Below are 14,611 nucleotides of genomic sequence, written 5' to 3'. Positions count from 1 at the left end.
ATATATGAAGAATATTAGTCAAGAAGAAAAAGATTTTATGAGTAGAGACGGGATTGTCTCTAACGAAAAAATTGTGTTTGATTTAAGTGGAAACAATTGGCAAATGGAAGGTATTAGGCCTGATGAAGGTGTAAAGATAGGCTTTCATGAGCTAAATTTTGACATTACAGGAGATTCCTTTAATTGGATTTATGCCAAAGTTCCTGGAGATGTTTATACAGATTTGTGGCGAGCTGGTCGATTAGAAGATCCACATTTTGGAAGAAATAGCCTAAAGGCAAAGTGGGTTCCCGAAAATGAGTGGTGGTATAAACGTCAGTTTGATGTCCCGAAAGAAATGTTCAATAAGCGGATTCAGCTTGTGTTTGATGGTGTGGATTTTGCTTGTGATGTGTGGTTAAATGGTAAATTTTTAGGCACGCATGAGGGCATGTTTTCCAAATTTAAGTTTGATGTATCAAAAACCATTCGTTTTGAGAACTTACGTTTTGGAACAAATGTATTGATGATACGTTTGCACCCAGCTCCAAGGCGTTACAGTCAAGTGGCAGGTCGTAAACCAGCTTGGCATGGCGACTATTGGGTAAGCTTACCGCCTACAGGTATTTGGAAACCAGTGTATTTGGAAGCTATGGGAACAGTAACAATAGAAGATACCTATGTGAAATCTACGTTGCTTTCTGAAAACTCCGCAAAGCTTGATATTGAAGTTGAATTAGAAAACCATAACGATTCATTTAAGGATGTACAGCTTAAGGTTGAGGTTGAAGGCGAAAACTTTAAATCGAAAGTATATGAGGTTTCAGCTATGGTTTCAGTCGCTAATGGGACAAATAATTTTACATTAAATTTAGATGTAGATGATGCCAAACTTTGGTGGCCCTGGGATCTTGGTGACCAAAATCTATATACGGCCAAAGTAACCGTGTTGGAAGGGGAAAACCATCACGATACGGTTACAACTTCATTCGGAATTAGAGAAGTTAAAATGGTTCATAACCCTGGGTTTACTAAAGACCAAGTAGAAAACCCTTGGACAGTTTTAATAAATGGAAAACGTCATTTTATGCGTTCTGGAACTTGGGGAGGACCACCAGATATATTTATGGGACGTGCTCATAAAAGTAAGTATAAAGAATTGATCCGCCTTGCTAAAGAGGCTAATTTTAATAACCTAAGAATTTTTGGATGGCATCCAGAAGAAATACCATATTTTTATCAATTATGTAACGAAGCGGGAATTACCGTTTGGCAAGACGTATTGCCGTTAGCGAGTTTGTCTTTACCTAAAGATGAGGCATTTAAACAGGCTGTTTTTGGAGAAGCTGTAGCCTCTGTTAAAGAACAGCGTAATCATCCTTGTATTGTACTTTTGGAAGGTTCGGAAGAGTTGTTTATGACAGCTTCAGACCCACAACACAATTTGAATTTTGTCAATGAATTAGGGAAAGCTATAAAACCTTATACTTCATTGCATTACATCCCGTCCTCGCCATTAAGTGATGAGGTTGGGGTAAATCTTGGGTTCAAACCTAATGAAAGTTATCATGCCAATGATCTGTTTTACGGTGAAGGCGAATTTGTGATGGAAGATTATTTTCCTAGTTTAGATTATGCTGTAATTCCAGAGCTGGCAATTTCTTCGTGTCCAAATGTGGAAAGTATCAAGAAATTTATTCCTGAAAACGAAATCTGGCCTCCTGGACCTAGTTGGGGGCACCACTGGACAGATTTTGATGCTTTACGAACACTTAATTTTGAAGTGCTTGGTGACCAATCTAGAGATAGTCTCGAAAAGTTTGTAGAGGCTACGCAAATAGCGCAAGGTGTTATTTTTCAATATGCCCTGGAGCATTTCAGAACTAGAAAACCAAGAACAAGTGCGATCTGTATTTGTCATTACATCACATTTGCTCCAGATATGAAATGGGGAATTGTCGATTATTATCAAGAAAAGAAATTGTCTTTCGATCATGTAAGAAAGGCTTATCAACCTGTTCTAATTACTATGAAACACTATAATAGACGTTGGTTACCAGGTGAAGTATTTAAAGGCGAATTATGGGTGGTTAATGATTATTACGAGTTGTATAGTAATTGTAAAGCAACTATAAAATTTTTAAATAATAATAAATCAATTGTTAAAGAGGAACATTTTGATTTCTCTGAAATAGCAGCAGATAGTTCTGCTAAGTATGTTGATGTATCATGCAAGGTGCCAGGCGAATTAGGAGATCGGTTTTATGTAGAAGTAGAGCTTGTTGATGTAGAGGGAAGTGTATTGTCTACCAACGATTATATGCTATTGGTTGCAGATAAGGTAAAAGACAAGGCTGTATTGAGAACGATTGGTCTTGAAGCTTTTAATATAAAGCAAAAATATGGATGGGCTAATTATTTTAGATATTACCCTGGGTTAGGAGCAGAAGAAAGTGTAAATGAAGCTGACAAGGAAATGCCTACGGCTAGAGGGTTTTAGACTAATGTTTTTCAATTAAAAAAATGCCCTTTCCAAGAAAGGGCATTTTTTTAATTGAGTTTAGTCTAAATTATTTGTCTACGAGCTTAAATACTCTTATCCAATCTAATTTAAAAGTATTATCGCTTAAATTTTCAAGTTCTTCATCAGTGGGTGATAGTCCGTCATTAGCTCTCCAAGTCTGATCTTCTACACTAACAAGTATATCCATCTCTTTACTTAAACCAGTACCATCTGTGTAATCAAGCGGGTCAATTTCAGAAACACCAGACCTGGTTCTTACAAGCTTTCCGTCAACATAATATTCTAAATTCCATGGATCTTTCCAGTACACTCCAAAGCGGTGGAAATTTTCTCTCCAAATAGTAGTACCATCTGTATAAAAACTACCTTCGTCACTTGGCTGCCAATCTTGAAAAGGATCCCTGATAAATACATGGTGACTTAAATGTACACGATCGGGAGCAAACCAAGCATTTTTCCAAATATCACTGCCGTAAGCTTCAACAATATCAATTTCTTGTGTGTCATCTGGGCTAAGCAACCAAAAACCATTAGCTAATTTTGAATTCATTATTTTTACACGAGCCTCAATATAAACAGGATATACCACCCTTTTTTTGGAACTAATAACGCCAGCATTGGTAATTGTAGTACCAGTTGGTCTACTGGCAATGAGTTGTAATTGATTATCGGCAACTAGAGAATGGTCTCTTCTCCAAACTGTTGGTTCTGGGCCAGTCCATGTATTATGGTACCAGTCATCCCATTTGGTTAAAAATGTAGCTCCTTTGTCGCCTGCAGGTGCATCGTACTCGAAATTATCTGAAACATCACTTTGAAATTCCCATTCTTTACCGCTTTCTGGAGTCGCTGGTACGGGAATGGTGATCCATGTTTCTTCCTCTTCCTCTTCTTCTTCTTCTTCTTCTTCTTCCATTTCCTCTTCTTCTACAGGAGGTTGGTTTTGATTTGTGTCTTCTGGCAGAACAATGCTAGGTGATCTTGAACAACTAACAAAGATTAATGCGCAAAAAAGTAATGCAATACTAATATTGGGTATTTTCATAGCTATATTGTTTTTTTATGGAATAAAATTAGTCAAAAATGTAAAGTACTCATGAGTAATAAACTAGACAATAACTTAACATATCATGATGATCATTTTATTTTAAAGCACATATGGTTAACCGCTTGCTCTATAAAAGAAGAAAAGGCCTACTTGTAAGTGGTTTCTATAGTTATCAGAGTATTTGTCACTTAGAGCTAAGTGTATATGGACAAATACATAATTAAAATGCCGAAATATTTACTGGTTTTAAATTATCTCGTTATATATTTATTCATAGTTCATGTAGATAGTTCGTTTCTGTAAGTAATGCTCGATGCCATAAATACCATCCTCACCAGCAATACCACTTCGTTTGTGACCTGAATGGTAACCCTGAATATAACCAACGATTTGTTTGTTGATAAAAATGGTACCAATTTGAAACTCTTGTATAGAACGCATAATTAATCTATGATTTTGGGTATATAAATAAGCTGATAAACTATCGTCTCTTTTATTTAATAAATCTTTTGCTTCCTCATAACCTTTAATTTTAACGATTGGTAAAACTGGACCAAACATCTCTTCTTGTATTGCTGCCTGATTGGGCTTTACATTGGTGAGTATAGTAGGTTCGTACCAATTACCTTTTTCAAATGAAGCGCCATCTGGTCGTTTTCCACCCATAACCAATTCCGCTCCCTGTGCAACATTTTCTTTTACAATACTATCGATACGTTCTAAGCCTTTAGAACTTAAATTAGGCCCCATGTCTACATCCGTCATAGGGTCTCCAACTCTAATTTTCTCTACCCTTTTAATTAGTTTTTCAGTAAACTCATCAGCTATCTTATCGTCTACAAATACCATTTCGTTGCAAATACATACTTGGCCACAGTTGGCATAACGCGAAATTGCTGCTGCTTCTACAGCTTTGTCAATTTCGGCATCATCGAGAACGATGAAAGGAGCTTTGCCCCCTAATTCTAATACCAAACCAGCAACATTGTCTGCAGCCCCTTTATAGATTGCCTGTCCTGCCCGTGTACTTCCTGTCATGGAAACCAGCCTTGTAAGCGGGTTAGATACTAAATGGGCTCCAACATCATGCCCATAACCAACAACCATGCTTATAACGCCTTTTGGTAGTCCAACTTCTTCAATAATCTTACAAAATTCAGAAGCAGTAACGGGTGTTAATTCTGAAGGTTTAATGACCATGGTATTTCCAGTAATCAAAGCAGGGCCTATTTTACGACCAATTAAAGCCAACGGATAATTAAAAGCCATTAAGCCAACCGTTACCCCGTAAGGCACTTTGTGAATAGATAATTGCTCGTTGGGTAAATCGGAAGGGAAAATGGCGCTCTGAATACGTCGACCAGCTTCAGCTGAATATGAGAGGTATCTTATGGTGTCATCTACTTCATACCGAGCTTCCACCAAAGTTTTACCTTGTTCCATAACCAATAATTTGGCAAAATGCTCTTTACGTTCTTTTAGCTTCTCGCAAATAGCGTATAAATAGTTTGCCCGTTGCTGAACTGGTAACATTTGCCATGCAAATTGTGCTTTTTCTGCCGATTCTAATGCGTATTGTACTTCATCTAAACTACTGCAGTAAACTTCAGCAAAGATGTCTCCATTAGCTGGGTTTTCTACTTCTATTTTTTCGCCTGATGATTTATTAATCCACTCACCATTAATGTAGCAATTATATATTTTTGGCTTCATGTTATGTTTTATTTAAAATTTGGACTTCTTCTTTCAATAAAGGCTTTCAACCCTTCTTTAGCATCTTCTGTATCGTACAAAGAATCTGCTAATTTGGTTTCTAATAGCAAACCTTCCTCCAAAGATAATTCAATTCCCTGATTTACGGCTTGTTTTATTGCTTTCATGGCAGATCCCGACCCTGAAGCTAAATTTTCTAAATAAGCTGTACTAAGTGCTTCAAATTCCGATTCTGGATAGAATTGGTTGACTAAGCCTATATCAAAAGCTTGATCAGGTGTAATGGAGTTCCCCTTTAATAAGAATTCTAATGCCCTACTTAAATTTATAAGCCGAATGAGTCGTTGTGTGCCCCCGTTACCTGGCATTAGCCCTAGATTTATTTCAGACATGCCAATTTGGTAGTCTGCATCACTGGCTAAACGAATATCACAGGCTAAAGCCAATTCAAGTCCCCCTCCTAAAGCATGTCCATTTATTAAGGCTACGGTTATTTTAGGAATTTCGTGAAGTTTTTTTGCAACTAAATTAGCATAGTTTACCATTTCTTTATTTTCAACAACTGTATTTTTTTGAAATACTTTTATATCTGCACCAGCACAGAAGAATCTTGGTAAAGCACTTTTTAAAGCAATAATTTTTACTTCATCATTAAGCGCTGCGACTTCTATTTTTTCTGCCAGTAACTTCATAAAATGAATATCATATCCATTTGCTTTGGGTTTGTTGATAATGATGTAACCTATTCTTTTCTTTATTTCTAGGCGAATTATTTGTGACATAATGGATCGTTATTTTGGTTAGTTTTTAAACTCGGTTTTATCTACAATATTTCTTTTGTTTAGCCATTAATTAATGTTTTTTTGAATCTAAATTCTGGGTTTTGTTTTTATTCCCGTGATTATATCTAAAATTAATCGACCCCCTTTATCAATTGATATTTTTAAACAAGAAAAAATGTGAAAATTAGAATATAATAATTAATTTTAATAGGCTTTTTTTGAAAAAATAACTTTGATAATAAAGTAACAAATTAAATATGTTAAAAAATTGTTTTTTTACTTGATTAAAACTATACATGCAGATTATTACAGCTGACCATCACCTGATTTATAATTGATTTAAGAACCACTATAACATTTGTTGTATTTTAATTTATAGAACGGTTAAATTTCAATGTCGTTTATGTTTGAAAATTACTTCATTTAATCGTAAGTAATTCATTTCTTTTTGATTTTAAGGGAATATGAAGAATATTAAAGCCAAATTTTTATTTTATTCATGTAATGTCTATGGCTTTTTTCTTTCAAATTATTACGGTAATTGTATGTTGGAATAAATTTGATCTATTGGAAGATGTTGGTTGTTAGTAAATTGAGGTGTTATCGACAGATTAACTAAGAACTTTAATAATGCATTTAAAAATAAAAATACGTGATTTTATATCTATATATAAATAATGTTTTTATTTTTACATTTCACGTTTCAACCATACAAATCAATGAATTTTACCTATAAAAATCACTTATATATGTTTAATTTTTTAACCAAAAGAAATTTTCATTTGTGGTTTTTATTGATCATTTTGTGCTCTAATTTTTGTTTCTCACAAGAAAAGAGTAAAGACTCATTTAAAATAATAGCAGATCAAGCTTTTGAAAAAGCTGATAAAATAAAACATCAAGAGCCTAGAACTGCCATTGATTTGTTTCAAACTAGTATTGATAATTATACTAAAGCCAACGATACGGCAAGTACTATAAGAGCCATTCTTAAAAAGGCTTATGTTTTTGAAACGAATGCTGAATATCCTAAATCGTATGATTTGTTATGGAAAGCGTTATTATTGGGAGACCAATTAAATGACGTCGGACTATTGTCTGTTATCTACCATAGATTAGGAAGAATTTATAGTTATTATAAGAGAGAGCATAAATCCATTGAGTACCTAATTAAAGCCCTTCAAATTCAAAAGGAAATTGAAAAAGGAGGTAGTATCACTAAAGCCGACTTGGTGCCTTATTATTATTCAATTGCTTCAACTTACAGAGAACTAAACATTCCTAAGCTTGCCCAAAAATACTTAGATACATGTTTTTTGTATTACGGTGAGTCTAAGATCGTAATTCCAAGACCTTATTTGGAATTTGAAAAGTCAAATTTGTTGTATAAAGAAGGCAAGGGAAAAGAAGCCTTAAAAACCATGGAGGAAATTTATCCATGGTTTAAAGAAAATCAGCCTTCTTATTTGGTTCATTTTTATAAAAGCTGGGGAGATATCTACTTGGAATTATCGGATTTATCTAAAAGTGAAGCATATTATGAAAAAGCCTTAACAATATCAAAAGAATTTAAGAGCCATATTGACTTTACACCTTTAATTTATGAAAGATTAACGGAGTTATATTTAAAGGAAAACAATTTTCAAAAAGCTTATGCTAACTTGAAGATCGCTAAAGATCTAGATGCTAAGTTTTTTGATAGTAGAAGTTTGGGTAACCAACCACTATTGGAGATTAAAGATGAGTATAGAATTGTAAAAGAAGAGCAAGAAAAACGTTTGCAAGAGCAATATTTGAAGCAACTTGAGCAAGAAGATAAGATCAATAAACTTCAAAGGGTTATTCTTTTGGGCTCTATTGTTTTCCTTCTTTTATTAGGTTTCCTGTTTTTTAAACACCTAAGAGCTAAGCATAAAACTGAAAAGGAATTGATTAATAAAACAAAAGAAATTGAAATTCAGAAAGCGAGAGAACTATTGGAACTAAAGAACAAAGAACTCGCTGCATCTGCTTTACAGTTGATTGAAAAAGATGAGTTTTTAAAGGATTTAAAATCAAAAATTCGAGTTGGGGCAGATAAATTAAAAATTCCTGAATTAAACAAACTTCTTCGCTCTGTCTCTGTTAACAATAATAAAAACTGGGATGAATTTAGGCTTAGGTTTATAGAAGTAAACAAGGGGTTTTATGATAAAATCTTTGAAAAATATCCTAATTTAAGTCAAGGAGACCAGAAAGTTTGTGCTTTAATAAAATTAAATTTTTCTAGTAAAGAAATGGCAAGGTTACTTGGTATTTCAGTTGAATCTGTCCATACTTCCAGACATAGAATTAGAAAAAAAATGGAATTACCCAGAAATATAAATTTAGAAGACTATATCAGTTCGTTATAAGAGCATATATTTATATTTTCTTCTTTAGAATATAATAAAATGTTGCTCATTATTTAAGACAGTTCTAGTTTCAGATTATTATAGCTTAAATATATTTTATAGTTGTAATTTAACGACACAAAAAAAGGGGGTGTTTTAAGTTCTAATTAAAGGGTAAAATCTGACTTTGATAAGGTAATTATTGTTCTTTTGAGGTATTTATTAACACTTCCAGAAATTCTTTTGTAATTTGCCTTTTAGGTAGTAAATTCACCATAAATATTTTTTGTTTAAACAAATTGAAAGCATAAATAATTTAAAATTATTTACGCCTAATAAAGTAATTTAGTTTTTGTTCGGTTGATTTAACACATTGTAAAGTTTTAGTCTAGTCTTTATATTTCTATTTTGCTTTGGTTTTGTTCTAATTTAGCTATCGATTAAAAAAGTTATACTTTTTTAATCGATCGTTATCTCTTTTTTACATTAAAATATAGTTATTGCCTTTTTAAATTAAATATTATACAAACTAAATAAATATTATAGCAAAATGTTAGCAACCCAATACGAAGGAAATAAAACCTTCACGGTATTTGAAAAAGAAATTGAAGCGCCAGCTGCAGGAGAAGTAAGAATAAAAGTAGCATATGTAGGAGTATGTGGTACAGATGTTCATATTTATCATGGAATGATGGACAAACGTGTAAATATTCCAGAAACTATTGGCCATGAAATGTCAGGAGTTATCGATGCATTAGGAGATGGAGTAACTGGTTACGAAGTAGGAGATAAGGTTGTTGTTCGTCCTTTGGATGATAGATTAGCACAACCTTCAGATAAAGGCTTCAATCATGTCTGCGAAAAATTAAAATTTATTGGTATTGACAGTCCTGGAGCGATGCAGGAATATTGGAATGTACCAGCATTTACTTTGCATAAATTAAAAGCTGAAACAGATTTGAAATTAGCAGCTTTAATAGAGCCGTTATCTGTAGCTACTCACGATGTTAGAATGAGTGGTTTAAAAGCAGGTGAAACCGCAGTTGTTTTAGGTGGTGGCCCAATAGGGTTGTTAGTAGCGATGGTAGCCAAAGAGACAGGAGCTGATGTTATTGTTTCTGAAGTAAACGAAACAAGAATAGCAAAGGCCAAGGAGCTGGGTTTAGATGCTGTTAACCCAATAAAAGTTGATTTGATTGACTATGTGAGAAACAAAACAGAAAACAGATTGGCTGATGTTGTTTTTGAAGTAGCTGGTGTACAACCTGCATTAGATACAATGACTGAAGTGGCAGGAATTAGGGGAAGAATAGTTATGGTAGCTATTCATGGAGAAAAAAAACCTGTTGATTTATTTAAATTCTTTTGGAAAGAATTAAAATTAATTGGTGCCCGTGTTTATGAAAAAGAAGATTATGAAAAATCTATCGCATTAATAACTGCTAATGAAATACCTTTTGAAAAAATGATTACAGATGTTCAACCGTTAAGTAATATTCAACAGGTATTTGGAAATATAGATAGTAACCCAGATGGGATGAAAGTATTAATGGATTGCCAACAATAAAAATCATAAAGAACATAAAAATGAAAGAATTATTTGAATTAACAGGAAAAGTAGCATTGGTAACTGGAGGAACTCATGGGATAGGAATGGCAATTGCCAGAACCTTAGCAAGTGCAGGAGCTAAAATATGTATCAATGATATCGATCAAGAAAAACTTGATAACTGTAAAAAAGAATTTCAATCAGAGGGCATCGATGTTTATACATTATTATTTGATGTTACAAACGAAGAAGCTGTAGATAAGGGAATTTCTCAAATTGAAAATGAGGTTGGAGATATTGATATTTTGGTAAATAATGCGGGAATTATAAAGCGTATTCCAATTTTGGATATGCCTGTTTCCGATTTTAAACAAGTTATTGATATCGATTTGGTTGCGCCTCTAATTATGGCAAAAAGAGTGGCTCCAAAAATGATCGAGAAAAAAGAAGGAAAAATAATAAACATTTGTTCAATGATGAGCGTATATGGAAGAAACTCAGTTTCTGCCTATGCAGCTGCTAAAGGTGGTTTAAAACTTTTAACGCAAAACATGACCTGTGAATGGGCAAAATACAATGTTCAGGTAAATGGAATAGGTCCTGGTTATATTGCTACAGCTCAAACTGCACCTATTAGAGTAGGAGGTCATCCATTTAATGATTTGGTTATGACACGTACACCTGCCAATCGTTGGGGAGAACCATCAGATGTTGGAAATGCTGCATTGTTTCTAGCCTCAAAAGCTGCAGATTTTGTTAATGGTCAGGTATTGTATGTAGATGGAGGTATACTAGCTAATTTTGGCTATGTAAAAGGAGAGAATGACCTGTAACCTGTAAAATTTTAAGTAAACTCTAATAAACTAATAAAGAATAATATGTCAGAAACTAAAGAATACAAATTATTTATAAATGGTGAATGGAAAGCATCAGCTTCAGGAGAAACGATCGATGTTATTAGTCCATCTAATGAAGAATTGGTTGCGAAAATTCAAAACGGAACTGTTGAAGAGGCTAATGAGGCTTTAGAGGCTGCTGAAAAAGCGCAAAAAGAATGGAAAAAATTACCAGCACGTAAAAGAGCTGAGTATTTATATGCATTGGCAAATGAAATAAAGGCTAATTCTGATTATTTAGCCGAACTTTTAGTGAATGAACAAGGGAAGTTGCTTAAGGTAGCAAAAATGGAAGTAGCAGTAACGGCATCATTTATTGAGTATGCTGCTGAAGGAGCACGTAGAATAGAAGGAGATATCATTCCTTCTGATAATCCTGAAGAGCAAATATGGATTCAAAAAATACCTAGAGGTGTGGTTGTGGCAATTACTGCTTGGAACTTTCCTTTTGCTTTAGCTGGAAGAAAAATTGGACCAGCATTAGTAGCAGGAAATACCATTGTTGTTAAACCAACTTCAGAAACACCATTAGCAACTTTAGAGTTAGGGAATTTAGCTAATAAAGTAGGTATTCCTAAAGGAGTGATAAACATTTTAACCGGGCCAGGAAGAGCCATGGGGAATGCTCTGGTAAAAAGTCCAATTACCAAAATGGTTACTATGACTGGTTCTACGCCTGTTGGTCAACAAATTGCCAGAAATGCTGCAGATAACCTAACACATGTCCAATTGGAATTAGGTGGAAAAGCACCATTTATTGTTTTTGAAGATGCTGATATTGATGCTGCTGTTGATTCGGCACTGCACTCTAGATTTGATAATTGTGGACAAGTATGTACTTGTAACGAAAGAATGTATATACATGAGTCTATCTATGATGTATTCATGGAGAAATTTATAGCTAAAACAAAAGCTCTAAAAGTGGGTAATCCTATGTTGGAAGATACAGATATGGGGCCAAAGGTTAACAAATCTGAGCTAGCTCACATGGAACACCTTGTTAAGGTAAGTTTAGAGGAAGGTGCTACTTTAGCTACTGGAGGTAAACGACCTGAAGGTAAGGAATTTGAAAAAGGATTCTGGTTTGAGCCTACTGTTTTGACTGATGTTAAGCAAGATATGACTATTGTTCATGAAGAATCATTTGGTCCTATTTTACCTGTTTTGAAATTCAAAACATTTGATGAAGTTGTTGGGTATGCTAACGATTGCGAATATGGTTTAGCCGCTATGGTTTTTACAAACGATATGAACAAAATAATGAAGTGTAATGAAGAATTGGAGTATGGTGAAATCTATGTAAATAGAGGCCATGGAGAACAGCACCAAGGGTTTCATAATGGCTATAAATTGTCTGGGTCTGGAGGAGAAGATGGAAAGTATGGTTTCGAACAATACTTGGAGAAGAAAACATTTTATGTAAAATATAAAGCATAATTAAATGACGACAAAAATTTCTAATGTAGAAGTTAAATTGTTTAAAGTGCCATTGCCTGAGGTTTTATCAGATGCAAAACATGGTGATCACTACCACTTCGAATTAGTTACAACTACAATTACTCTGGAAGATGGTTCTCAAGGAACAGGATATACTTATACTGGAGGAAAAGGAGGAACGGCTATTAAAGCGATGATAGAACATGATTTCGCAGAAGCTTTAATAGGTATGGACGGGAGTAAAATTGAAGAAATTTATGATTTTTTAGAGTGGCATATTCATTATGTTGGTCGTGGTGGCATTGCTTCATTCGCTATTTCAACAGTAGATATTGCTTTATGGGATATTCGTTGTAAAAAACTAGGTCAACCGCTATGGAAAGTAGCTGGAGGATCTAACAATACTTGTAAGGCTTACTGTGGAGGAATTGATTTACAATTTCCTATCGAGAAATTGTTGAGCAATATGAAAACCTATTTAGCAAATGGATTTAACGCCGTTAAAATTAAAATAGGACGTGATAACTTAGATGAGGATCTGGAAAGAATTAAAGCTGTTCGTGAATTTATTGGACCAGATGTCACTTTTATGGTAGATGCTAATTATTCAATGACTGTTGAAAAGGCCATTAAAGCTATTGAAGGATTTAAAAAATATGATATAACTTGGTTTGAAGAACCCATTATTCCTGATAATTATAAAGGCTATGGAGAGATTGTAGATAAAACGGGGTTTCCGTTGGCTATGGGTGAAAACCTGCATACTATTCACGAGTTTGAATATGCTATGGAGCAGTCTAAATTGTCTTTTGTTCAACCAGATGCTTCAAATTGTGGAGGTATAACGGGTTGGTTGGCAGCTGCTAAATTGGCAAAAGAAAATGATATCCCTGTGTGTGCTCATGGTATGCAAGAGTTACATGTTAGTTTGGTTTCGTCTCAAGAAAATGCTGGTTGGTTGGAAGTTCATAGTTTTCCTATAGATGAGTACACAAAACGTCCTTTGGTTGTAGAAAATTATAGGGCAGTAGCACCTGATACTCCTGGTGTTGGTGTAGAGTTCGATTGGGAAAAGCTTCAACCATATATACAGTAATAGTTTGGTATTAAAATTATGAGTAAAGATATAACCGACGAACAATTAGATTTCCTAGGCATCACCAATAAGGGCTATTTAAGTGCAGCTAGTAAAAGAGCTTTAGAATGGCCTACAGATATAGGCAATGAATGGTTTTTTGAATATGAGGTGGAAGACTTAAAAGGTGATTTGGCTTATGAAGAAGGTGTTGTAAGGAGGGATCCGAGTGCTATGATCAAGCATGAAGGGAAGTACTTTGTCTGGTACAGTAGAAGTGTTGGGCCAACCGATGGTTTTGCTGGTGATATTGAAAACGATAAGGTTTTTCCTTGGGACCGATGTGACATCTGGTATGCTACATCGGAAGATGGGATTACTTGGAAGGAAGAAGGCTTAGCTGTTCCCAGAGGGGAAAAAGGAGCCTATGATGACCGTTCTGTTTTTACTGTTGAAATCATGGAACATGATGGGATGTATTATTTATGTTACCAAACAGTAAAATGTCCTTACACAGTTAGGGTTAAAAATCAGGTTGGGTTAGCATGGTCTAAGTCTCCATATGGACCTTGGACAAAAAGCGAAGCACCTATTTTAAGTCCAGCTGACAATGGCGTGTGGAAAGGAGAGAAACAAAATCGTTTTTTTGTTGAGAAAAAAGGTGATTTCGACAGTCATAAAGTTCATGATCCATGCATTATTCCCTATAACGGAAAATTTTACCTTTACTATAAAGGGGAGCAAATGGGAGAAGCAATTACCTTTGGTGGCCGTCAAATTAGGCACGGAGTTGCCATTGCAGATAACCCAAAAGGTCCCTATGTTAAATCTAAATATAACCCTATCTCCAATAGCGGACATGAGATTTGTGTTTGGAAATACAATGGGGGTATAGCGTCATTGATTACTACAGATGGTCCCGAAAAGAATACCGTACAATGGTCGCCAGATGGGATTAATTTTGATATAAAATCTGTGGTGAAAGGAGCACCTCATGCTATTGGGTTAAATAGGACAGCAGATGCAAAAAAGGAACCATTAGCGATGCTTCGTTGGGGATTAACTCATGAATATATGAATGATGATTACCAATATATCAGACGATTTACCACTTGGCGTATGAAGCACCATACGGCTAAAGGGGAAACAGGAGAATAAAACTAAAAATAAACTCCAAAAGTTAATTGTGTTTTTTTACTTCTAAGTAAAATGCAATTAATTTTTGGAGTTTTTATT

General features: G+C 34.5%; 10 protein-coding genes. 7 read left to right on the top strand and 3 right to left on the bottom strand.

Annotation, left to right across the window (positions count from 1 at the left end):
- Positions 1-4 precede the first annotated feature (4 nt).
- Positions 5-2,479, top strand: a complete 2,475-nt coding sequence (locus HHX25_RS00635) for a glycoside hydrolase family 2 protein (RefSeq protein ID WP_169669032.1) — start codon at positions 5-7, stop codon at positions 2,477-2,479.
- 70 nt (positions 2,480-2,549) lie between these two features.
- On the opposite strand, the gene HHX25_RS00630 is transcribed toward HHX25_RS00635, so the two are convergent.
- From HHX25_RS00630 to HHX25_RS00620, 3 genes are all read right to left on the bottom strand, one after another.
- Complete coding sequence (locus HHX25_RS00630) at positions 2,550-3,548, bottom strand: family 16 glycosylhydrolase (RefSeq protein ID WP_169669030.1); 999 nt, start codon at positions 3,546-3,548, stop codon at positions 2,550-2,552.
- A 270-nt stretch (positions 3,549-3,818) separates the two neighbouring features.
- A complete protein-coding gene (locus tag HHX25_RS00625) occupies positions 3,819-5,264 on the bottom strand; it encodes an aldehyde dehydrogenase family protein (RefSeq protein WP_169669028.1) in 1,446 nt (481 codons plus the stop codon).
- A gap of 8 nt (positions 5,265-5,272) precedes the next feature.
- Positions 5,273-6,046 (bottom strand): enoyl-CoA hydratase/isomerase family protein, encoded by a 774-nt coding sequence (locus tag HHX25_RS00620; protein WP_169669026.1) that lies wholly within the window; start codon positions 6,044-6,046, stop codon positions 5,273-5,275.
- 749 nt (positions 6,047-6,795) lie between these two features.
- On the opposite strand from HHX25_RS00620, the gene HHX25_RS00615 reads away from it, so the two are divergent.
- The 6 genes from HHX25_RS00615 (at position 6,796) to HHX25_RS00590 (ending at position 14,533) form a co-directional block, all read left to right on the top strand.
- On the top strand, positions 6,796-8,439 hold the full coding sequence (locus tag HHX25_RS00615) for a response regulator transcription factor (protein WP_169669024.1): 1,644 nt from the start codon (positions 6,796-6,798) through the stop codon (positions 8,437-8,439).
- A 529-nt stretch (positions 8,440-8,968) separates the two neighbouring features.
- On the top strand, positions 8,969-9,985 hold the full coding sequence (locus HHX25_RS00610; RefSeq protein WP_169669022.1) for a zinc-dependent alcohol dehydrogenase: 1,017 nt from the start codon (positions 8,969-8,971) through the stop codon (positions 9,983-9,985).
- Between the two features lie 20 nt (positions 9,986-10,005).
- On the top strand, positions 10,006-10,800 hold the full coding sequence (locus HHX25_RS00605; protein WP_169669019.1) for a gluconate 5-dehydrogenase: 795 nt from the start codon (positions 10,006-10,008) through the stop codon (positions 10,798-10,800).
- 45 nt (positions 10,801-10,845) lie between these two features.
- Positions 10,846-12,300 (top strand): aldehyde dehydrogenase, encoded by a 1,455-nt coding sequence (aldA, locus tag HHX25_RS00600; RefSeq protein ID WP_169669017.1) that lies wholly within the window; start codon positions 10,846-10,848, stop codon positions 12,298-12,300.
- 4 nt (positions 12,301-12,304) lie between these two features.
- Complete coding sequence (locus HHX25_RS00595) at positions 12,305-13,396, top strand: mandelate racemase/muconate lactonizing enzyme family protein (RefSeq protein ID WP_169669015.1); 1,092 nt, start codon at positions 12,305-12,307, stop codon at positions 13,394-13,396.
- 18 nt (positions 13,397-13,414) lie between these two features.
- Complete coding sequence (locus tag HHX25_RS00590) at positions 13,415-14,533, top strand: glycoside hydrolase family 117 protein (RefSeq protein ID WP_169669013.1); 1,119 nt, start codon at positions 13,415-13,417, stop codon at positions 14,531-14,533.
- Positions 14,534-14,611: the final 78 nt, after the last annotated feature.

Origin of the sequence: Flavivirga algicola (assembly GCF_012910715.1) — a bacterium.
GTDB classification, from domain to species: Bacteria; Bacteroidota; Bacteroidia; order Flavobacteriales; family Flavobacteriaceae; genus Flavivirga; species Flavivirga algicola.
The sequence above is the reverse complement of the archived record's forward strand: the minus strand, read 5'-3'. Positions and strand labels throughout refer to the sequence as shown.

Excerpts from the sequence above, each read along its gene's own strand:
- HHX25_RS00620 (WP_169669026.1), bottom strand. The coding sequence starts at position 6,046 with ATGTCACAAATAATTCGCCTAGAAATAAAGAAAAGAATAGGTTACATC.
- aldA (WP_169669017.1), top strand. The coding sequence starts at position 10,846 with ATGTCAGAAACTAAAGAATACAAATTATTTATAAATGGTGAATGGAAA.
- HHX25_RS00605 (WP_169669019.1), top strand. The coding sequence starts at position 10,006 with ATGAAAGAATTATTTGAATTAACAGGAAAAGTAGCATTGGTAACTGGA.
- HHX25_RS00590 (WP_169669013.1), top strand. The coding sequence starts at position 13,415 with ATGAGTAAAGATATAACCGACGAACAATTAGATTTCCTAGGCATCACC.
- HHX25_RS00630 (WP_169669030.1), bottom strand. The coding sequence starts at position 3,548 with ATGAAAATACCCAATATTAGTATTGCATTACTTTTTTGCGCATTAATC.
- HHX25_RS00635 (WP_169669032.1), top strand. The coding sequence starts at position 5 with ATGAAGAATATTAGTCAAGAAGAAAAAGATTTTATGAGTAGAGACGGG.
- HHX25_RS00595 (WP_169669015.1), top strand. The coding sequence starts at position 12,305 with ATGACGACAAAAATTTCTAATGTAGAAGTTAAATTGTTTAAAGTGCCA.
- HHX25_RS00610 (WP_169669022.1), top strand. The coding sequence starts at position 8,969 with ATGTTAGCAACCCAATACGAAGGAAATAAAACCTTCACGGTATTTGAA.
- HHX25_RS00615 (WP_169669024.1), top strand. The coding sequence starts at position 6,796 with ATGTTTAATTTTTTAACCAAAAGAAATTTTCATTTGTGGTTTTTATTG.
- HHX25_RS00625 (WP_169669028.1), bottom strand. The coding sequence starts at position 5,264 with ATGAAGCCAAAAATATATAATTGCTACATTAATGGTGAGTGGATTAAT.